This window comes from Mesorhizobium sp. M7A.F.Ca.US.005.03.1.1 (genome assembly GCF_003997975.1).
GTDB lineage: Bacteria > Pseudomonadota > Alphaproteobacteria > Rhizobiales > Rhizobiaceae > Mesorhizobium > Mesorhizobium ciceri.
The window spans coordinates 1-18,665 of sequence record NZ_RZRO01000088.1 but is presented as its reverse complement, the minus strand read 5'-3'; the positions used below and the strand labels follow the sequence as shown (position 1 = coordinate 18,665).

Here is an 18,665-nt window from a genome sequence, read left to right as displayed (position 1 = left end):
CATGCAGATCGGAATGATGGGACTGGGCCGGATGGGCGCCAACATGGTCCGGCGCCTGATGCGCGACGGCCACGAATGCGTCGTCTACGACATCAACCCGGCCAGCGTCGCGGCCCTGGTGACCGACGGCGCGTCAGGGGCGGCCTCGATGGAAGAATTCATCGGCAAGCTGGCCAAGCCGCGCTGTGTGTGGCTGATGCTGCCGGCGGCGATCACCGGCAGGATCATCGACCAGGTGGCGGCCCTGATGGAGCCCGGCGACATCGTCGTCGACGGCGGCAATTCCTATTATCACGACGCCGTCGACCAGGCCGCGAAACTGGCCGGCAAGGGCATCCATCTTGTCGATGTCGGCACCAGCGGCGGCGTCTGGGGCCTGGAGCGTGGCTACTGCCTGATGATCGGCGGTCCCGACGTGGCGGTGCAGCACCTCGATTCGATCTTCGCCACGCTGGCGCCGGGCGCCGATGCCGGCTCCAATCCGTCCAGGGATGCCGGGACCGCGCCCTTCGGCTATCTGCATTGCGGACCGAGCGGCGCCGGCCACTTCGTCAAGATGGTGCACAACGGCATCGAATATGGCGTCATGGCCGCCTATGCCGAAGGCATGAACATCCTGAAATCGGCCAATGCAGGCAAGCGGCAACGGACGGCGGACGCCGAGACCAGCCCGCTGGAAAACCCGCAATACTACCAGTTCGACATCGACCTCCCCCAGGTGGCCGAGGTCTGGCGGCATGGCAGCGTTATCGGCTCCTGGCTGCTCGACCTGACGGCCGGCGCCTTGAAGAGCGATCCGGGCCTGGTGAATTTCGGCGGCCGCGTTTCGGATTCCGGCGAAGGCCGCTGGACGCTGAAGGCGGCCATCGACACCGGCGTGCCGGCTCCGGTGCTGTCCTCGGCGCTGTTCGACCGCTTCTCCTCGCAGGGCGAATCCGAATTCGCCGACAAGCTGCTCTCCGCCATGCGCTATGCCTTTGGCGGCCATGTTGAGAAGCCGAAGGCCGGCAAGTGAGGACAGCGGGGGAGACACGCGCATGAGCCAGGAACGGTCCGACACGCTGGTGCTCTTCGGGGCCACCGGCGACCTCGCCCACAAGAAGATATTTCCAGCCCTTTACCAGATGGTCGCCAAGGGCACGCTTACCGAACCGGTGATCGGCGTCGCCTTCGATGCCTGGGACCTCAAGCAATTGCAGGCGCGCGCGCGTGACGGCATCGTCAATGCGCTCGGCAAGATCGACGAAAAAGCCTTCGCCAAATTCGCCTCGCTGCTGCGCTACGTCAGCGGCGACTACCGTGACGGAGCGACGTTCGAGAAACTGAAGAGCGCGCTCGGCACCGCACAGCGACCGCTGCATTACATGGCGGTGCCGCCGACCATGTTCGAGACCGTCGTCCAGGGGCTGGAGCAGTCGGGCACGGCGCATGGCGCGCGGCTGATGGTGGAAAAGCCCTTCGGTCACGATCTGCAATCGGCGCGCTGGCTGAACCGGGTCCTGCATCTGGTGTTCGACGAGCAGTCGATCTTCCGCATCGACCACTACCTGGGCAAGGAAGCGATCCAGAACCTGCTCTATTTCCGCTTCGCCAATTCCTTCCTCGAGCCGATCTGGAACCGCAACTACGTCGAGAGCGTGCAGATCACCATGGCCGAGGATTTCGGCGTCGAGGGACGTGGCCGCTTCTATGACGATGTCGGCTGCATCAGGGACGTCATCGAGAACCATCTGCTCAACATCCTGTTGCTGCTTGCCATGGAGCCGCCTGTCGGCCGCTCCGCCGACGATCTGATCGACGAGAAGGTGCAGGTGCTGCGCGCGATCAGGACGCTGACCAAAGACGATGTCGTGCGCGGCCAGTTCACCGGCTATCTCACTGAACCCGGCGTCGCGCCGAACTCGCCCGTCGAGACCTTCGCGGCGGTGCGTTTCTTCGTCGACACCTGGCGCTGGCAGGACGTGCCGTTTTTCATCCGCGCCGGCAAGAACATGCCGGTGCATGTCACCGAAGTGGTGGTGCGGCTGAAGCGGCCACCGCTCGATGTCTTCGATCCGATCAAGCCCGCCGACCAGAACTACGTCCGCTTCCGCATCGACCCACAGGTGGTGATCGCCATCGGAGCACAGCGCAAGGCGCCGGGCGACGACATGATCGGCGAGCAGGTCGAACTGACGGCGCTCGACGACTCGAAGGGCGACATGCCGCCCTATGAACGCTTGATAGGCGACGCCATGAACGGCAACGGCCAGCTGTTCACCCGCCAGGACGCCAGCGAACTGGCCTGGCGCATCGTCGGCCCGGTGCTTGGCGACACCACGCCGCCGCACCTCTACGAGCCGCTCACATGGGGACCGGCGGACGTCATGGCCGGGTTCGGGCCACCCAATGGCTGGATCGATCCGGTGAAGTGAGAGGAACCACGCGATGGCCAAGGCAGTGAAGCAACCAGCATCGGGCACCGAGACGCCGGATGCTGAAAAGATCGTGCTCACGATCGACATCGGCGGCTCGCACGTCAAGATCCTCACCAGCGCCGGCGGCGCGGAGCGCCGCGCCGATTCGGGGCCGGGGCTGACGCCGCAACAGATGATCGATACCGTGAAGAAGCTCGCCGAAGGCCTGTCCTACGACGTCGTCTCGATGGGCTATCCCGGTCCGGTCAACCACAACAGGCCGCTCGCCGACCCCGCCAATCTCGGCAGGGGCTGGGCTGGTTTCGACTTTGCGGGCGCGTTCGGCAAACCGGTGAAAGTGGTCAATGACGCGCTGATGCAGGCCATCGGCAGCTACGAGGGCGGGCGCATGCTGTTCCTCGGGCTCGGCACCGGGCTCGGTGCGGCGATGATTGCCGACAACGTCGCCCAACCGATGGAACTCGCGCATCTGCCCTACAAGAAGGGCAAGAGCTTCGAGGATTATGTCGGCGAACGCGGCCTGGAAAAGCGCGGCAAGAAGAAATGGCGCAAATACGTCTTCGACGTCGTCGACCGGCTCCGTGCCGCCATGCAGCCTGACTATGTCGTCATTGGTGGCGGCAACGTCGACAAGCTCGATGAATTGCCCGCCGACTCCAGGCGCGGCGACAACACACGCGCCTTCGAAGGCGGGTTTCGTTTGTGGCGCGACAAGGCGCTGATAGTCTGATACTGTTATTGTTTAATATAGTTGTTCAAAATAACGTGTGACCTGCCATCAAGTCGTTGCAATACGCAGATTTGCCGACTAGGAATTCCGCGCTACAACAACGCCAATTCGTCCCGTGGACGCACGAAGGACGCCATAGCATTTTGATTTCGCGCATGATCCTTTCCGGAAGTCGAATCCGATTTTCAGGTCATTCGCTGTAGACGGAGAAATAGAGTGACCGACGATAGCAACAGTGCCCGTAAAGACATCGATCTGCTCGAGCTGACCGCCCACATCGTGTCCGCTTACGTCGAGAAGAACCGCTTGCCTGCCTCCGGCCTGGCCGACCTCATCGCCAGCGTCAGCGCCTCGATAAGCGGGCTCGGCAAGCCTGCGGTCCCGGTGGCTGCCCCGCTGGTCCCGGCGGTCAATCCCAAGAAGTCGGTGACGCCCGATTTCATCATCTGCCTCGAAGACGGCAAGAAGTTCAAATCGCTGAAGCGTCACATCGGTGTGCATTTCGGCCTGACGCCGGACGCCTATCGCGCCAAATGGGGCTTGCCGTCGGACTATCCGATGGTCGCTCCCAACTACGCGGCCTCGCGTTCGCTGCTGGCGAAGTCGATCGGCCTCGGCCGCAAGGCCGCCCCCGTCAAGGCGCCCGCCAAGGGCAGGAAGGCCAAGGCCTCGGCCTGAACATTCAGTCCTGAGCCAACAGTTAGGACGACTGGAACAGAAGCCTGCCGGCGAATCCGCCTTGGCAGGCTTCATGTTCTTATGGCTTGGATGGACCGGACGGGTTCCTAGAGCAATTCCAGGAAAAGTGTGAAACGGTTTTCCGTCCGGAATTGCGTAAAAACAAGGAGTTAGAGCGGGTCGCCGTTTCCGTGAAACGGTGAACTGCTCTTGGGGAGTGAGCCATGAACTACACCAGGATGGTGATCGAGAAAGAGGCGCCGGAAGAATACGGCTACGACCGTATCCGCTTCAATCTTTCCGAAAGCTCGATCGCCGACCAGAAGCTCTCCGACATCGGCCTGTCGCTGCCCGATCTCACGCTTTTCTATGGCGAGCATCGCGGCGACAAGCAGTTGCGTGCACTGATATCGGCGCAGGATGCCGGCATTTCGCCGGATGATGTCCTGGTCACCGCCGGTGCCGCCGGCGCGCTGTTCATCATCTCGACCTCGCTTTTGTCGGCCAACGACCATCTCGTCGTCATCCGGCCCAACTACGCCACCAACATCGAAACCCCAAGGGCGATCGGCTGCGCCATCAGCTTTGTCGACCTGGCCTTCGAGGAAGGCTTCGCCATCGACGTCGAACGCGTCAAGGCCGCGATTCGGCCGGACACGAAGCTGATCAGCGTCACCTGCCCGCACAACCCGACCGGCACGATGATGAGCCGAGCCGAGCTCGATGCGCTGGTGGCGCTTGCCGAAAGCAGCGACTGCCATCTGCTGGTCGACGAGACCTATCGCGACCTCTCCTACGGCAGGCGGCTGCCGACGGCTGCCTCACTGAGCCCGAAGGCGATCAGCGTCTCGTCATTGTCCAAGGCCTTCGGCATTCCCGGCATCCGCATCGGCTGGCTGATCACCAGGGATGCGGTGCTTCAGGAAAAATTCCTCGCCGCAAAGGAGCAGATTGGCATCTGCGGCAGCGTCATCGACGAAGGCATTGCCCGCGGCATGCTCGAGCGCCGGGACGCCTTCCTGGCGACACTGCTGCCCGAAATGGCCAAGCGCCGCGACATCGTCCAGGCCTGGATCGACCGCGAACCGCTGGTCGACTGGATCAGGCCCGAAGGCGGTGTCGTAGGCTTCCCGCGCCTCGATGTCGAACCCGGCTTCGACCTCGACCGGTTCTATGCGAACCTGCTGGAGAACCATGGAACCTATGTCGGACCCGGCCACTGGTTCGAGATGGAAAAACGCTTCTTCCGCGTCGGCTTCGGCTGGCCGACGGAAGCCGAATTGCGCGGCGGCCTCGACGCCATCTCCGTCGCGCTGCGGCAGTAACTTCCGCGTGCCGGCGATGGAACGGGCTGAAAATTCCTTGATCCAGCACTGATTTTGACGCATATCCGCGGCGAACTGAGCTAAAAGTTCCGCCAGCCGGACCAGCGCCCATCGTGGAAGTGCCCCGCCAGCTGACGCCACTGCAAAGGGGCCTCTTAAATCATGACCGCCGAACAGATATCACCGGACCAGCGCTATGCCGCGTTCCGCCACCGCTCCTTCCTGAGTTATTGGGCGGCGCGTTTCCTCACCACATTCGCCACCATGATCGTGTCCGTCGCGGTCGGCTGGCAGATGTACGATTTGACCCGCGACCCGCTCGATCTCGGCCTGGTCGGCATCGTCCAATTCCTGCCGTCGCTGCTTCTGGTGCTGGTCACCGGTGTCGTCGCCGACCGCTTCGGCCGCCGCCTGATCATGGCGCTGGCGGTCGTGGTGGAGGCGATGTGCGCGCTGGCGCTGCTGTTCCTGGCGCTGCGCGGCATCAGCGGGCCGCTGCCGATCTTCTGCGTGCTTGCCATGTTCGGCGTCGCCCGCGCCTTCTTCGGTCCGGCCTCGGCCTCGCTGTTCGCCAATCTGGTGCCGCCTCAGGATTTCGCCAACGCCATCGCCTGGAATTCATCGGCCTGGCAGACGGCGACCATCGTCGGACCCGTCGCCGGCGGCCTGCTCTACGGCGTGTCGCCGGAAGCGGCCTACGGAACCGCCGCTGTCCTGATGCTTGTGTCCGGGCTGCTGATCTTCACCATCCCGAAGCCGTCGCAGCGCACCGAGTCGGACAAGCCGACGATGCAGCACCTGCTCGGCGGGTTCAGCTACATCTGGAGCGAGAAGATCGTGCTCGGCGCCATCTCGCTCGATCTGTTCGCCGTGCTCCTGTCCGGCGCCTCGGCGCTGCTGCCGGTCTATGCGCGCGACATCCTCCAGCTCGGCCCGTGGGGCCTCGGCCTGCTGCGCTCGGCGCCCAGCATCGGCGCCATTTGCGTCGCCATCTGGCTGGCCGGGCATCCACTTCGCAACCACGCGGGCATGATCATGCTGGCCGCCGCAGCCTCGTTCGGCGCCTTCACCGTGGTTTTCGGCCTGTCGACCATCACCTGGCTGTCGATCGTGGCATTGGTCTTCCTTGGCGCCACCGATATGTTCAGCGTCTACATCAGGGAGACGCTGATCCAGCTGTGGACGCCCGACGAGGTGCGCGGCCGCGTCAACGCCGTTAACCAGGTCTTTGTCGGCGCCTCCAACGAGGTCGGCGAATTCCGCGCCGGCACGATGGCCGCACTGATCGGCACGGTGCCGGCCGTGGTGATCGGCGGCATCGGCGCCATCGCCGTCGCGGGCCTGTGGGTGGTGCTGTTTCCGCAACTGCGCAAGGTGCGCCACCTCAACGGGCGCAACTGATCTTCCCACGGTTGACAGCCGACGTGCCTAGCCCATGCCACAGGAGCTCTCATGATCACTTGCTACCTGAAATACGTCATCGACCCCTACAAGCTTGCCGAGTTCGAAGATTATGGTCGTCGCTGGATAGCTCTGGTCAACCGCCTCGGCGGAAACCATCACGGCTATTTCCTTCCAAGCGAAGGGGCGAGCAACATCGCCTATGCCATGTTCAGCTTCCCGAGCCTTGCCGACTACGAGGACTATCGCAAACGGATGGCTGCCGACCCGGAATGCCAGGAAGTGTTCGAAATGGAAAAACGCAATCGCAGCATTCTCAGCTACGAGCGCAGCTTCCTGCGGCCGGTGCTCGAACCTTAATGCATGTCGCCCAAAAGTGGCCCCGGTTTTGGGAGAACGACATGCATGAAGACAAAGACCTAAAGCGGGTCGCCTGAAATCCGTTCAGACGACGGTTCAGCTATCTGCTCGGCTTGCCGAAGATCATCCGCAAAAACTCGTCCAGCCAGCGCTTGAGATGCATGTCCCAGATCAGCCGGCCGCCGAGATGATCGCGGCCGGGCTGGGCACCGGGCAATTCGAAGCGATGCGCGCCGCGCACCACCCAGCGCTGCATCATCACCCTGGTCAGTTCGCCATGGAACTGGATGCCCCAGGCATTGTCGCCGTAGCGGAAGGCCTGGTTGGGATAGGTTTCGGCCGTCGCCAGCAGCGTCGCGTCCCTGGGCAGCGAAAAACCCTCGCGGTGGAACTGGTAGACCATCTCCGGCCAGTGCATCAGTTGCTTGCCGGCTTCGGTCGCCTTCAGGGGATACCAGCCAACCTCGACCAGCCCTTCACCATGACCCTCGACCTTGCCGCCGAGACAGTTGACCAGCATCTGCGCGCCGAGACAGATGCCGAGACATGGCCGGTTCTCCCTCAGCGGTATTTCCAGCCAGTTGGTCTCGCGGCGGACGAACTCGTCGTCGTCATTGGCGCTCATCGGGCCGCCGAACACCACCGTGCCGGCGTGGTCGTCCAGTGTTTCGGGCAAGGCGTCGCCAAGCGGCGGCCGGCGGATGTCGAGATCGAAACCTTCTTCCAGCAACATATGGCCGACACGCCCCGGGCTCGAACTCTCCTGATGCAGCACGATCAGGATCTTTGGCTTCGAACTCGTTTGGCGTGGCATGGGAAGGCGAAGATCCTATTCGTCGCTCGATGTTCCGGTGGCGCCGGGCGCGTGCGCCGCCGCCTTGCGGCGCGCCTCGACGCGATCGTGGCGTTCGACGCCGATCAGCTCGGCGACGCGCCAGACGGTGTTGTCCTCGAGCTCGTGCAACTCGCCGTCGGCATAGACGATTTCCCACATCAGGCCGATGAAGGCCTTGCGCGCATCGGCATCGAGATGGCGCTTCAGGACGCTGGTGAAGGCATAGAGATCGATCGCCTCGTTGTCGGCCCGCTCGCCGGCAGCGGCCAACGCTTCGAGTTCGGCGCCGCTGATCGAGTAGCTCTCGGCCAGCACCGCCTTGAACCGCTCCCACTCGACATCCTGGCGCACGCCATCGGCGTTCATCACATGGTAGAGCAGCGCCGAGGCGGCGACACGCGGATCGTCCGTGCTGGCATGCGTGCCGGCACCGGCCGGCAAATCCCTGAGAAACGACAGAACGCGTTCAAACATAGATCCATACCCCAACGGCCTGACGGCCTGCCCAACTCAAAACAACCGAAACCGGCGCGGCGATTTCTCCGCTTCCTCGTCCGGATCGACGCCGGGATCGTCCGGCAGCCGCGCAAGCTCCTCGGCCGGCTCGACGCCTTCGGCATCGCTCGGCACCGCGGCGAAGGCCGCTGCCGTGATTGGCCTGACATGATCTTCTTCGCGACTTTCAGCTTGCTTGCCCGCCGACGTCTCGCCACCGGCGTCGTCGATCACTTCGATCGGCCTTTTTTCGCTCGTCGGCTTTGCCAATGCTTCAATAACCGGTGCCGCACCCGCTGGCGCGTCATCATGGCTGTCGATCAACTGGCCAAGACGCTCCATCGGCGCGCGCCACTCGAAGGCGTCGAGCCGGCCGGTGATCGGCGATACCGGAGCCCAGCGTTCCGATACCACGCCGTCTGCGACCCAGGCCGGATCGCGCGGCGCCCGCAGCGCCCTGGACAACAGCTGCCGAACTTTGCCCTGATCGCCGGTCTCGGCCTCCTCGATGTCGGCGAGCAGCAGATAGGCGCCCTCGCGACGGTCCATCCGGATCGCCGCCTCGGCCTCGCGGCGGGCGGTCGCGAAATCCTGCGCGTCGAGCGCGGCGCGCGCCACCGTCATCGACGATTCGGCGTGGTTCTTCTTCATCTCCTGCAGCTTCTTCGCCCGGTTGAGGCGGTCGAGCACCGCGTCGCCCGGCCTTGCATGGGTATAGAGCTCGGCGATCTCCGGATGCGGCTCGGCCTTCCACGCCGCCTCGAGTATCTTCGAGCCCTTGCGCACATCGTTCTGCTTGAACAGTGCGGCCGCGGCGGCCACGGCGGCAGGCGCGAAATCGGGCCTGAGCTTGTTCGCCTCGATCGCGGCCGTCCTGGCGGCGGCGGGATCGCTGTCGGCAAGCGCCTGCGCCTTGGCGGTCAGCAGCACGGCGCGGCGGCGGTTGGCGGCATCGCGTTCGATCTGCCGTGTCGCTTTCTGCGCGTCGACGAGTTTCAGGGCGCCGTCCCAGTCGCCGCGCGCGGTCAGCTCTTCCAGCGTCGATTCCGCCGCCCAGGCCAGTTGCGGCGCCACAGCGGCGGCGCGGCCGGCATAATGCCTGGCGGCGTTGCGGTCGCCGAGCCGTTCGGCTTCCAGATAAAGCCCGCGCAAACCCAGCAGCCGCATTTCGGGATCGTCGAGCATGCTCTCGAATTTCTGCCGCGCGCCTTCATGATCGCCTTCGAGCAGCGACGCCTGCGCTTCGAGCAGGTGGATCAGCGGCTCCTGGTCGGAACGGATCAGCTTGGCGGCTTCCTTGGTCTTCTTGCGGGCCAGCGCGCCATCACCGGCGCCGGCGGCAATCATGCCGGTCGACAGCGCCTGATAGCCACGATCGCGGCGGCGGACACGGAAATAGCGCGAGATGGTGTAAGGGCTGTTCCACAGCGCCTTGAGCAGCCACCACAGGATCATCACCGCAGCGACCACGGCAACGACAGCCACCGCCGCCACCATCAGGCTGACCTGGTATTGATAGCCGTTGAAAGTGACGACCATGTCGCCCGGCCGGTCGGCCAGCCAGGCAAAGCCCAACCCGAGCGCGAAAACGACGATGAGGAAGGCGAGCAGGCGGATCATTGTGTTGCCCTCATGCCTTCATCGCGCCCGAGATCAGCGCATCGACCTGGGTTTCGACCTCGATGCGCGCCTTCAGCTTGCCGGCAAAGTCGGCGCCCGCGGCCTTGGCGGCCTCGGGCAGCGTTTCATACTCGCTGAGTGCCTTGGCGTAGTCGCCCTGGTTGACCGCCGCCTCCATGCGCGCGACGGTTTCCGGTGCGCCGGCGCCTTCGACGGCGCCGATCGGCCTGACCTTGACCAGCGATTGCGCGCTCGACAGAAGGCTCTGAACGAAGCCGGCATTCTCATCGACAGGCGTTGCCGCCGTGACCATGGCATTGGCGGCGGCATCAGCCTGCGATGCGATCTCGGCGCGGGTTGGAACGCCCTTTTCGGCATAGGGGCGCAGTGCCGCAAGCTGCGGCGCATCAGGCGAAATCGCGGCGAGGGTTTCGAGTTCGGCCGAAAACGGCCCGCCACGCTCAAGCGCCGCCTTCAAGGCCGAAGCCGCGATGGCAAGCGCGATCTTCGGCTGTCCCGCCGCCGCCTCGACCTTGCCGGACAGCTGCGACACAGACTGCTCCAGCGCTTTCAGCCGGCCATCCTGCGCGGTCGCCGCCTCGCCGGCCGACTTCACCTGCGCGTCGAGGCCTGCCAGTTTTTCGGTGAGCGGACCAAGATCGACCGGCGCCGAGCTGCCCGCCTTGCCGAGGGCGGCGACCGCCGTCTCGATCTGCGCGACCTTGTCGCCCAGTGCGGTGACGCCGGCCGCGTCGCCTGCTCCACCTTTCTCGACAGCCGATTTCAGCGCCGCGACATCGGCCTTGACCTGCTCCAGGCCCGAGGACAGCCCGACCATCTTCGCCGCTGCATCGCCATTGCCGCCGGCGTCCTTCAAGCCGGCGATTTCGGTCTTCAGCGAGGCGATGTCGCCATTGACGCCATCGAGCGAGACGCCGGCACCGGAACCCGGCGCGCCGAGCAGGCCGGCAAATTGCAGCCCGCCGGCGCCGACCAGCGCGATGACGCCGCCGATGATGCCGGCGGCGATGCCGTTGAGGCCGCCACGCTTTTCAGGGGCTGGCGCCATTTTCTCGTCCCGTGTCTCGGGTTTTGCCTTGTTGCCGTCGGTCTGCGCTGCCGACGCGTCGTCGAAACCGTAGTCGAAGGTTTTGGCGCGGTTGGGCGGCGCATCCGAACCGGGATAAGGGAGCTCTGGCTCGGCGGCTTTGGCTCCGCCATCCGCCGGCGCTTGCCCTTCCGCACCTGCGGCGCCATCGGCATGCTCCCAGGGCTCAAGATCGGTCTGGTCGGCATGAACCGGCTCTTCGGGAACCTCGGGCTGCGAAGCGTTCGCTGCTTCCTCGGCCTTCGCCTCGTCGGTCTGCGCCCCCTGCGTGGCGGCGTCCTCGTCGGCGATGCGTGAGACGGCGCCCGGCTCGAGATCGATGGTCACCGGCTCGCGGCGGCTTTTCGAGTGTCGCATCTTCGGCGTCTTGACCATGCCTGGGCTCCGCACATTCGCTTCGTCTCAACGCCTGGCGGCGCATGATGGTTCAGAAAGGGTCTAGCACATCACCAAGCGGTGAAAAGGGGCGGTGTGATGACGCGGCTCAGCGCGGCGCCTGCAAAAGCGCCAGCAATGCCTCCTCGTCAGGTTGCGCGGCAATGCGGATCCTTTCGCCGGTGGCATCGTCGAAGGCTGCGGCGATGCGAGCGGAAAGCGCAAAAACCCATGTTTTTTCGAAGAGACCGCGCAGAGCGGGCCGTCTTGCCAACATCTGCATCGCCGCCGCCGCCTTGGCTGAATAGAGCAATACCGCGTCGGCAGGTTGCCCCGACAGGCGTTCGAGGGTGACTTCGTCCGGATAACCCACTGTCAGCGTGTCATAGGTCTCGACGGCGTGGACCCGAACGCCCGCCGTCCCGAGCCTCTGTTCGAACGCCGGAAACCGCACGCGCCCACACAGGTAGACAATCGTCTTTCCAGAAAAATCGGCAGCGAGAACGTCGGCCAGCGCCTCGGCATCGCCCGGGCCTTCACTGACCGACAAAAACCCCGCTTTGCGGGCAGCTTCCGCAGTCCGCCTACCGACGGCATGACAAGGCAAGGCGGCGAGCGTCGCGATGATTTCTTCCGGCGCATGGCGCATGGCATTGGCGCTTGTGACGGCCACCGCGACGGCATCGTCCGGGATCAGTCCGGCAGCGGCGGGCAACGCCTTTGTTTCGGTCAGGGGCAAAAGAACCGGCTGAAAACCTGCCTCCTCCAGCCGATGCGCTGTGCGCGAAGCACCCGGTTCCGGCCTGGTCACCAGGACGCGAAGCATTTCAGAGCCAGCCGTCGAAGAACTTTTCGCCGGCCCTGGCGCGCACGCTCCGGGCCGCTTCGCCGCCGATGCGGGCGGCGTCTTGCGCCGATCCCTGCAGCTCGACCGTGTGTGACTGTGTGCCGTCGGGCGAGATGATCAGCCCGGCAAAAGACAGCTTTCCGGCCTCGATCGCCGCATAGCCGGCGATCGGCGTGCGGCAGGAGCCATCGAGCGCCGCTAGGAAGGCACGCTCGCAGGCCAACGCCTGGCCGGTCGGCACATCATGAACGGCCGCCAGCATCTTTTCGACCTCGCGGTCGCCGATACGAGTTTCGATGCCGATCGCGCCTTGCCCCGGCGCCGGCGGGAAGACATCGAGCGGTATCAGGTCGGTGACGACATGCTCGAGCCCAAGCCGCTTCAGCCCGGCATAGGCCAGGATCGTGCCGGCGGCGACGCCTTCGTCGAGCTTGCGCAGCCGCGTCTGCACATTGCCGCGGAACATCACCACGTCGAGATCCGGCCGCATCCGGCGGATCAGCGCTTGCCGCCGCAGCGACGACGAGCCGACTTTCGCCCCGCGCGGCAGTTCGGCGATCGTCTTCGCCGCTTTGCCGACAAAGGCGTCGCGTGCGTCCTCGCGCGGCAGGAAGGCCGACAGTTCGAGGCCGTCGGGCAGTTGCGTCGGCATGTCTTTCGACGAATGCACGGCGATGTCGATCCGGCCGGCCAGCAGCGCCTCCTCAATCTCCTTGGTGAACAGGCCCTTGCCGCCGGCTTCCGACAGCGGCCGGTCCTGAATGCGGTCGCCGCTGGTCGAGATGACGACCACCTCGAACGCCTCCGCCGGCATGCCATGCGCGGCCATCAGCCGCGCCTGCGTTTCATGCGCCTGCGCCAGCGCCAGCGGGCTGCCGCGTGTTCCGATTCTCAAGATTGTTTGCATGGCGCGCAGTCCGTGATAACCCCCCGGCAAGCGAGGCTTTTCCGGGGTTCTCCTAACGGGGAAAGCCCCATGATACAATCTTTAGGGACAGCGACGAATTGATCCGCGTGCTGGGCATAGAGACGAGTTGTGACGAGACCGCCGCCAGCGTGGTGGCCATCGACGGCGACGCCGCGCCAAAAATCCTGTCCAACATCGTGCTCAGCCAGATCGAGGAGCATGCCGCTTTCGGCGGCGTCGTGCCGGAAATCGCCGCGCGCGCCCATGTCGAGGCGCTGGACGGCATCATCGAGGCGGCGCTTGCCGATTCGGGCACGGCGCTAGCCGATATCGACGCGATTGCCGCCACCGCCGGCCCCGGCCTGGTCGGCGGGCTGATCGTCGGGCTGATGACCGCCAAGGCAATCGCCGCGGCGGCGAACAAGCCGCTGATCGCCATCAACCACCTCGAAGGCCATGCGCTGACCGCAAGGCTGACCGACGGGCTCGACTTTCCCTATCTCTTGCTGCTGGTCTCCGGCGGCCATACGCAAATCGTCGCCGTGCGGGGTGTCGGCGACTACCAGCGCTGGGCAACGACTATCGACGACGCGCTCGGCGAAGCCTTCGACAAGACGGCCAAGATGCTCGGCCTGCCCTATCCCGGCGGACCGAATGTCGAAAAGGCGGCACAGGCCGGCAACGCCTCGCGCTTTGCCTTTCCGCGTCCGATGAAGGGCTCGGCCCAGCCCGACTTCTCCTTCTCCGGCCTCAAGACCGCCGTGCGCCAGGCGGCGAGCGCCATTGCGCCGCTGAGCGACCAGGACGTCGCCGACATCTGCGCCTCGTTCCAGGGGGCCGTAGCCGATGCTCTGGCCGACCGTGTTTCTCGCGCGCTGACGCGCTTTCGCGAGACATTTCCCGGCACCAGGAACCCAGCCCTCGTCGTTGCCGGTGGTGTCGCCGCCAACCGCACGATCAAGACCATGCTGGAGCGGCTCTGCGCCGAGACCGGCTTCACCTTCATTGCGCCGCCACTGAAACTTTGCACCGACAATGCGGCGATGATCGCCTGGGCCGGCATCGAGCGGCTGCGCGAGGGCATGGCGCAAGAGAACGGCTTCGATTTCGTGCCGCGCTCGCGCTGGCCGCTGGACAGCATCTCGGCGCCGATGGTCGGCTCCGGCCGGCGCGGAGCCAAGGCATGAACGAGGTGGCAATGAGCGGCAACGTCACCGCGCCAAGCGGCTGGCGCGTTGCCGTGCTCGGCGGCGGCGCCTGGGGCACTGCCTTGGCCTTGGCCATGCTGCGCGCCGGCCATTTCGTCCGCCTTTACGCGCGCGATCCGGAGACCGTCGCCGCGATCGACCGCGGCGAAAATCCACGCTACCTGCCGGGCATTACGCTCCAGCCCGGCATCGTGGCGACGAGCAACATCCAGGCCACGCTCGACGGTGCCGATTGCGTGCTGGCGGTGACGCCGGCGCAGTCGCTGCGGGCGACGCTGGCGGCCGCGAAGGACCATATGCCGGCCGGTATCCCGCTGGTTCTGTGCGCCAAGGGCATCGAAAGCGAGACTGGCGCGTTGCTATCGGCGATTGTCGAAGAAATCCTGCCGCTCAATCCGGTTGCCGTTTTGTCGGGCCCGAGCTTCGCCAACGACGTCGCCCGCGGCCTGCCGACGGCCGTTGTGGTCGCCGCCCGCGACGAGGTGTTGGCCGCCGATCTCGCCGCCCGCTTTTCCGCCGAAAACCTGCGCTGCTATTCGAACGACGACCTGATCGGCGTCGAGATCGGCGGCGCCTTGAAGAACGTCTTTGCCATTGCCGCAGGTGCCGTCACCGGGGCGGGTCTCGGCGCCAGCGCCCAGGCCGCCATGGTGACGCGCGGCTTTGTCGAATTGCGCCGCATCGGCGCTGCCTTCGGCGCCAGGCCCGAAACGCTGATGGGGCTTTCCGGCCTTGGCGACCTGCTGCTGACCTGCTCGTCCACCCAGTCGCGCAATTTCGCCTATGGGTTGGCGCTCGGGCAAGGCAAGCCACTTGCCGGATTGCCGCTGGCAGAAGGCGTGCCGACGGCGGCGATCGCAGCCCGCATTGCGACCGAGCGCAACATCGACGCGCCGATCATTGCCGCCGTCGCCGCCATACTGGATGGCACCATCACCGTCCGGCAGGCCGTGACGGCGTTGATGACCCGGCCGCTGAAGACCGAAACCAACGATTGATCCCCACGACTTTGAACGATCAGGAGAAAAAATGCTGTTTGCTGTGATTTGCAAGGACAAGCCCGGAAGCCTGCAGGTGCGCCTCGACACGCGGCCCGAGCATGTTGCCTTTCTCGAGGGGTTGAACGGCGACAAGAAGCTGGCATTCGCCGGTCCGTTCCTTGACACTGAAGGCAAGTCCAATGGCAGCCTCGTGGTCGTCGAAGCGCCCGACCTGGCTGGCGCCCAGGCTCTGTCGGCCGCCGACCCCTACGCCAAGGCCGGGCTGTTCGAAAGCGTCGAAATCCGCCCGTGGAACTGGACGTTCAACAAGCCGGCGGCTAGTTAAATCCCGGTCGCCAGCGCGACTCCAAGGAGGAGAAAGACATGAACTACTGGCTGTTCAAATCCGAGCCATTCAAGTTCTCCTTCGAGATGCTGAAGGCCAAGGGCAAGGCCGGCACGCAATGGGACGGCGTGCGCAACTACGCGGCGCGCAACAACATGAAGGCGATGCAGATCGGCGATCTCGGCTTCTTCTACCACTCCAACGAGGGGCTGAACATCGTCGGCATCGCTGAAGTCTGCGCGCTTGCCCATCCCGACACCACGTCCGACGATCCGCGCTGGGAATGCGTCGACATCCGCGCCGTAAGGGACGTACCGAACCCGCCGACGCTGGAACAGGTGAAGGCCAATCCCAGGCTTGCCGACATGGCGCTGGTGCGGCTCGGACGGCTTTCCGTGCAGCCGGTGACGCCGGCCGAATGGAAGGAAGTCTGCCGCATGGGCGGCTTGACGCCGGCTCCGTGACGGCGCTCACGCCCAACAGTGCCAAACAGTTCATTCTCGACAACACGGCGCTGATGGCGCCGCCGCACGTGCCGGAGATCCTGCTTCATCTTGCCGACGAAGCGCATGACCTGTGGCAGCGGACCGAGGAAGAGCTGGTCGAAATCGGCCTGCCGCCGCCCTTCTGGGCTTTCGCCTGGGCCGGCGGCCAGGGCCTTGCCCGCTATGTCCTGGACAATTCCGGCACGGTGCGTGGCAAGCACGTGCTCGACTTTGCTTCCGGCTCCGGCCTTGTCGCCATCGCCGCTGCCAAGGCCGGTGCCGCCAAGGTGATCGCCTCCGACATCGATCCGTTCTGCGCCACCGCGATCCGGCTCAACAGCGAGATCAACGGTATCGGGACCAAATTCCTCGGCACGGATTGCATCGGCACCGATGCAGGTTGGGACGTGGTCCTGGCCGGTGATGTTTTCTATGACAAATCTTTCGCTGACCGGCTGGTGCCATGGTTCGCAACGCTGAAGGCGCGCGGCGCCGAAATCCTTGTCGGCGATCCCGGCCGGTCGTATCTGCCGAAGACAGGGCTGGAGCCGCTTGCGGTCTATGAAGTGGCCGTCACGCGGGCGCTGGAGGATGCGCTGGTCAAGCGCACGACCGTCTGGCGGTTCGCTTGACGCGATCGCCGAACAGGCGTTCCATAACATCCAGATCAGAGGGGGGGAGCTCATGGATTTTTCAGCAGTGAACTGGCTGGCGGTGGTCGCTGCCGCGATCGTGGCGTGGCTGTTCGGCGCCGCCTGGTACATGAGCCTGAGCAAGCCGTGGCTGAAGGCCGCCAAGCTCGATCCGGCCACGATGAAGAAGTCGCCGCTGCCCTTCGTCGTCAGCTTCATCGCCGAACTGGTCATGGCCACCATAATGGCCCTGGTCGTCGGCGCGATGACCGGCGGCGAGCCGACATGGCTCGCCGGACTTGTCTTCGGCTTCGTGCTCTGGCTGGGTTTCGTCGCCACGACGCTCTCGGTCAACCATCGCTACGAGAATTTCGGCTGGGACCTGACCCTCATCGACGGCGGCCACTGGCTCGGCGTGCTGCTGATCATCGGCGCCGTGATCGGCTGGTTCGGCGCGGTGGCAAGCTGAGTCAAGAAGGGAGTAGGGCAGTAAGGCAGTAGGGGAATAGGGGGCAGACGGCACCGACGCCTATCCCTACTGCCCTACTGCCCTACTGCCCTACTGCCCTACTGCCCTACTGCCCTACTGCCCTTTATCCGTGGTCCGCGTCTTGGCGACTTCCTCTAGCATCCATTCGCGAAAGGCGACGATGCGTGGATCGTCGGCGGTATTTTCGGGATAGACCAGGAAATAGGCGAACTCGGGCGCCACCCGCAGGCCGAGTTCGAAAGGCTGCACCAGCCTGCCCTGGGAAAGGTCGTTCGCCACCATGGCGAAATCGGCGAGCGCAACGGCATTGCCGTCGAGCGCAGCCTGGACGGCATCCGTGGAATTTCCGAACACGACTGTCCGGCTGTCGTCGAAATCATTGATGCCGGCCGCCGCCATCCACATCCGCCAGTTCGGCCACGTCACGCCTTGCCGCGACCATTCGATATGCGCAAGCGTGTGATTGAACAGGTCGCGCGGCTCGCGCAGCGGCGGACCGGACGTCAAGAGGCTCGGGCTGCACACCGGAATGAGGATGTTGTCGAACAGCCGGTGGGTGCGAAGGCCCGGATATTTGCCGGCGCCAAAACGGATGCCGACATCGATGTCGTCAAGTTCGAAATCCCGCACTTCATAGGCGATGTCGAATCGCAATTCGATATCGGTGTGACGCTTGCGAAAATCGTCGACGCGTCGCATCAGCCATTTTGACGCGAACTGCGCGTCGAGCGTTACCTTCAAGAGAGCGGTGCCGCGCGTCAGCTTTTGCGCCCGCGAAACAGCCCGGCCAAGCAGGTCGAGCGCGTCCGCCGAGGCGTCGAACAGCACCGTTCCCGCCTCGGTGAGCCGGATGGTGCGGCTGGTGCGCGTGAACAGCACCAGCCCGAGCTGATCCTCGATTTCCTTGATCTGATGGCTGACGGCGGCCGGTGTCAGCCCAAGCTCGTCGGCGGCACGGGTGAAATTGAGGTGCCGGGCCGCCGCCTCCAGCGTCCTCAAGGCACGAGTCCCAGGCAGAAGACGAGCCATCCTATCCTCAAAGAAAACTTGATGATCGAGAGAAAACTACTCGTTTCCTACAGAGATTTCAATCTGGCATGATCTGTCCATCGAAACATCATCAAGCCGGATTTGATATTCGGGGAGAACGGAGCACACCATGTCCATCATCGTTTTGAATTCGTCCGCACATCGTCCGAACTGGCTGGCCGAAACCCTCGACTGGTTGCGTCACGCCCGGGTCGCGATACGCCTCCCCCGCCGCGATACTGCCTACCAGAACGTCGAGGATCTCTCCGACCGCCAACTGCGCGATATCGGCGGCGTGCGCCGTGATGTCGCTCGCGCAATGGACAAGGAGCTTGGCCGGCTGGGCCTGCTCGACATCGGTTGGCAGAGACCTGGCCGTAGGGGAATAGGGGAATAG

General features: G+C 64.7%; 21 protein-coding genes. 14 read left to right on the top strand and 7 right to left on the bottom strand.

Features of this window, described 5'->3' with window-relative positions; all coding sequences use genetic code 11:
• The first annotated feature begins 1 nt into the window (after position 1).
• The 7 genes from gnd (at position 2) to EN990_RS27365 (ending at position 6,911) form a co-directional block, all read left to right on the top strand.
• On the top strand, positions 2-1,015 hold the full coding sequence (gnd, locus tag EN990_RS27400) for a phosphogluconate dehydrogenase (NAD(+)-dependent, decarboxylating) (RefSeq protein WP_127368656.1): 1,014 nt from the start codon (positions 2-4) through the stop codon (positions 1,013-1,015).
• A 22-nt stretch (positions 1,016-1,037) separates the two neighbouring features.
• Positions 1,038-2,414 carry a glucose-6-phosphate dehydrogenase gene (zwf, locus tag EN990_RS27395; RefSeq protein WP_024504766.1) on the top strand — a complete coding sequence of 459 codons (1,377 nt, stop codon included), beginning with the start codon at positions 1,038-1,040 and terminating at the stop codon, positions 2,412-2,414.
• A 13-nt stretch (positions 2,415-2,427) separates the two neighbouring features.
• Positions 2,428-3,147 (top strand): ROK family protein, encoded by a 720-nt coding sequence (locus EN990_RS27390; RefSeq protein ID WP_027163053.1) that lies wholly within the window; start codon positions 2,428-2,430, stop codon positions 3,145-3,147.
• A 216-nt stretch (positions 3,148-3,363) separates the two neighbouring features.
• Positions 3,364-3,825 (top strand): MucR family transcriptional regulator, encoded by a 462-nt coding sequence (locus EN990_RS27385; protein WP_013528917.1) that lies wholly within the window; start codon positions 3,364-3,366, stop codon positions 3,823-3,825.
• 224 nt (positions 3,826-4,049) lie between these two features.
• Entirely contained in the window at positions 4,050-5,150 is a 1,101-nt protein-coding gene (locus EN990_RS27375) for a pyridoxal phosphate-dependent aminotransferase (RefSeq protein WP_127368657.1), read from the top strand.
• 162 nt (positions 5,151-5,312) lie between these two features.
• Positions 5,313-6,551, top strand: coding sequence for an MFS transporter (locus EN990_RS27370; RefSeq protein WP_013528915.1), 1,239 nt, complete (start codon positions 5,313-5,315; stop codon positions 6,549-6,551).
• A gap of 51 nt (positions 6,552-6,602) precedes the next feature.
• The gene (locus EN990_RS27365) at positions 6,603-6,911 is read left to right on the top strand and encodes an NIPSNAP family protein (protein ID WP_024503037.1); all 309 of its coding nucleotides are present in this window, start codon (positions 6,603-6,605) and stop codon (positions 6,909-6,911) included.
• A gap of 100 nt (positions 6,912-7,011) precedes the next feature.
• On the opposite strand, the gene EN990_RS27355 is transcribed toward EN990_RS27365, so the two are convergent.
• The 6 genes from EN990_RS27355 to hemC all read right to left on the bottom strand — a co-directional run bounded on the left by EN990_RS27355 (position 7,012) and on the right by hemC (position 13,098).
• Positions 7,012-7,725 carry a glutamine amidotransferase gene (locus EN990_RS27355; protein ID WP_013528913.1) on the bottom strand — a complete coding sequence of 238 codons (714 nt, stop codon included), beginning with the start codon at positions 7,723-7,725 and terminating at the stop codon, positions 7,012-7,014.
• A gap of 15 nt (positions 7,726-7,740) precedes the next feature.
• Positions 7,741-8,220 carry a TerB family tellurite resistance protein gene (locus tag EN990_RS27350; protein ID WP_013528912.1) on the bottom strand — a complete coding sequence of 160 codons (480 nt, stop codon included), beginning with the start codon at positions 8,218-8,220 and terminating at the stop codon, positions 7,741-7,743.
• Between the two features lie 36 nt (positions 8,221-8,256).
• Positions 8,257-9,861, bottom strand: a complete 1,605-nt coding sequence (locus EN990_RS27345) for a heme biosynthesis protein HemY (protein WP_063173337.1) — start codon at positions 9,859-9,861, stop codon at positions 8,257-8,259.
• A gap of 10 nt (positions 9,862-9,871) precedes the next feature.
• Entirely contained in the window at positions 9,872-11,344 is a 1,473-nt protein-coding gene (locus tag EN990_RS27340; RefSeq protein WP_127388436.1) for a COG4223 family protein, read from the bottom strand.
• A gap of 109 nt (positions 11,345-11,453) precedes the next feature.
• Positions 11,454-12,170 carry a uroporphyrinogen-III synthase gene (locus tag EN990_RS27335; protein WP_127370144.1) on the bottom strand — a complete coding sequence of 239 codons (717 nt, stop codon included), beginning with the start codon at positions 12,168-12,170 and terminating at the stop codon, positions 11,454-11,456.
• 1 nt (position 12,171) lies between these two features.
• Positions 12,172-13,098, bottom strand: a complete 927-nt coding sequence (gene hemC, locus EN990_RS27330; RefSeq protein WP_127388435.1) for a hydroxymethylbilane synthase — start codon at positions 13,096-13,098, stop codon at positions 12,172-12,174.
• Between the two features lie 101 nt (positions 13,099-13,199).
• On the opposite strand from hemC, the gene tsaD reads away from it, so the two are divergent.
• The 6 genes from tsaD to EN990_RS27300 are packed head-to-tail and all read left to right on the top strand — an operon-like array spanning position 13,200 to position 17,218.
• Positions 13,200-14,285 carry a tRNA (adenosine(37)-N6)-threonylcarbamoyltransferase complex transferase subunit TsaD gene (tsaD, locus tag EN990_RS27325; RefSeq protein WP_198327618.1) on the top strand — a complete coding sequence of 362 codons (1,086 nt, stop codon included), beginning with the start codon at positions 13,200-13,202 and terminating at the stop codon, positions 14,283-14,285.
• Complete coding sequence (locus tag EN990_RS27320) at positions 14,282-15,304, top strand: NAD(P)H-dependent glycerol-3-phosphate dehydrogenase (RefSeq protein WP_127365960.1); 1,023 nt, start codon at positions 14,282-14,284, stop codon at positions 15,302-15,304. Before tsaD ends, EN990_RS27320 begins: the two co-directional genes overlap by 4 nt.
• A 31-nt stretch (positions 15,305-15,335) precedes the next feature.
• Entirely contained in the window at positions 15,336-15,632 is a 297-nt protein-coding gene (locus tag EN990_RS27315) for a YciI-like protein (protein ID WP_013528905.1), read from the top strand.
• Positions 15,633-15,670: 38 nt separating this feature from the next.
• Positions 15,671-16,096: an EVE domain-containing protein gene (locus EN990_RS27310; protein WP_063173341.1), complete on the top strand. Its 426-nt coding sequence runs from the start codon at positions 15,671-15,673 to the stop codon at positions 16,094-16,096.
• Positions 16,051-16,749: a methyltransferase gene (locus EN990_RS27305; RefSeq protein ID WP_206519223.1), complete on the top strand. Its 699-nt coding sequence runs from the start codon at positions 16,051-16,053 to the stop codon at positions 16,747-16,749. The genes EN990_RS27310 and EN990_RS27305 overlap by 46 nt, the downstream gene beginning before the upstream one ends.
• A gap of 52 nt (positions 16,750-16,801) precedes the next feature.
• On the top strand, positions 16,802-17,218 hold the full coding sequence (locus tag EN990_RS27300; RefSeq protein ID WP_063173342.1) for a DUF1761 domain-containing protein: 417 nt from the start codon (positions 16,802-16,804) through the stop codon (positions 17,216-17,218).
• 114 nt (positions 17,219-17,332) lie between these two features.
• Here EN990_RS27300 and gcvA read toward each other — a convergent pair whose 3' ends face one another.
• Positions 17,333-18,268, bottom strand: a complete 936-nt coding sequence (gcvA, locus tag EN990_RS27295; RefSeq protein ID WP_127365962.1) for a transcriptional regulator GcvA — start codon at positions 18,266-18,268, stop codon at positions 17,333-17,335.
• 130 nt (positions 18,269-18,398) lie between these two features.
• Here gcvA and EN990_RS27290 point away from each other — a divergent pair, with 130 nt between their 5' ends.
• On the top strand, positions 18,399-18,665 hold the full coding sequence (locus tag EN990_RS27290) for a hypothetical protein (RefSeq protein ID WP_127365963.1): 267 nt from the start codon (positions 18,399-18,401) through the stop codon (positions 18,663-18,665).

What these genes read in the sequence shown, in the direction of transcription:
- gcvA (WP_127365962.1), bottom strand. Translation starts at nt 18,268, where the DNA reads ATGGCTCGTCTTCTGCCTGGGACTCGTGCCTTGAGGACGCTGGAGGCG.
- EN990_RS27370 (WP_013528915.1), top strand. Translation starts at nt 5,313, where the DNA reads ATGACCGCCGAACAGATATCACCGGACCAGCGCTATGCCGCGTTCCGC.
- gnd (WP_127368656.1), top strand. Translation starts at nt 2, where the DNA reads ATGCAGATCGGAATGATGGGACTGGGCCGGATGGGCGCCAACATGGTC.
- EN990_RS27355 (WP_013528913.1), bottom strand. Translation starts at nt 7,725, where the DNA reads ATGCCACGCCAAACGAGTTCGAAGCCAAAGATCCTGATCGTGCTGCAT.
- EN990_RS27305 (WP_206519223.1), top strand. Translation starts at nt 16,051, where the DNA reads ATGGAAGGAAGTCTGCCGCATGGGCGGCTTGACGCCGGCTCCGTGACG.
- EN990_RS27335 (WP_127370144.1), bottom strand. Translation starts at nt 12,170, where the DNA reads ATGCTTCGCGTCCTGGTGACCAGGCCGGAACCGGGTGCTTCGCGCACA.
- EN990_RS27350 (WP_013528912.1), bottom strand. Translation starts at nt 8,220, where the DNA reads ATGTTTGAACGCGTTCTGTCGTTTCTCAGGGATTTGCCGGCCGGTGCC.
- EN990_RS27390 (WP_027163053.1), top strand. Translation starts at nt 2,428, where the DNA reads ATGGCCAAGGCAGTGAAGCAACCAGCATCGGGCACCGAGACGCCGGAT.
- EN990_RS27315 (WP_013528905.1), top strand. Translation starts at nt 15,336, where the DNA reads ATGCTGTTTGCTGTGATTTGCAAGGACAAGCCCGGAAGCCTGCAGGTG.
- EN990_RS27365 (WP_024503037.1), top strand. Translation starts at nt 6,603, where the DNA reads ATGATCACTTGCTACCTGAAATACGTCATCGACCCCTACAAGCTTGCC.
- EN990_RS27310 (WP_063173341.1), top strand. Translation starts at nt 15,671, where the DNA reads ATGAACTACTGGCTGTTCAAATCCGAGCCATTCAAGTTCTCCTTCGAG.
- hemC (WP_127388435.1), bottom strand. Translation starts at nt 13,098, where the DNA reads ATGCAAACAATCTTGAGAATCGGAACACGCGGCAGCCCGCTGGCGCTG.
- EN990_RS27340 (WP_127388436.1), bottom strand. Translation starts at nt 11,344, where the DNA reads ATGGTCAAGACGCCGAAGATGCGACACTCGAAAAGCCGCCGCGAGCCG.
- EN990_RS27320 (WP_127365960.1), top strand. Translation starts at nt 14,282, where the DNA reads ATGAACGAGGTGGCAATGAGCGGCAACGTCACCGCGCCAAGCGGCTGG.
- EN990_RS27300 (WP_063173342.1), top strand. Translation starts at nt 16,802, where the DNA reads ATGGATTTTTCAGCAGTGAACTGGCTGGCGGTGGTCGCTGCCGCGATC.
- EN990_RS27375 (WP_127368657.1), top strand. Translation starts at nt 4,050, where the DNA reads ATGAACTACACCAGGATGGTGATCGAGAAAGAGGCGCCGGAAGAATAC.
- zwf (WP_024504766.1), top strand. Translation starts at nt 1,038, where the DNA reads ATGAGCCAGGAACGGTCCGACACGCTGGTGCTCTTCGGGGCCACCGGC.
- EN990_RS27345 (WP_063173337.1), bottom strand. Translation starts at nt 9,861, where the DNA reads ATGATCCGCCTGCTCGCCTTCCTCATCGTCGTTTTCGCGCTCGGGTTG.
- EN990_RS27290 (WP_127365963.1), top strand. Translation starts at nt 18,399, where the DNA reads ATGTCCATCATCGTTTTGAATTCGTCCGCACATCGTCCGAACTGGCTG.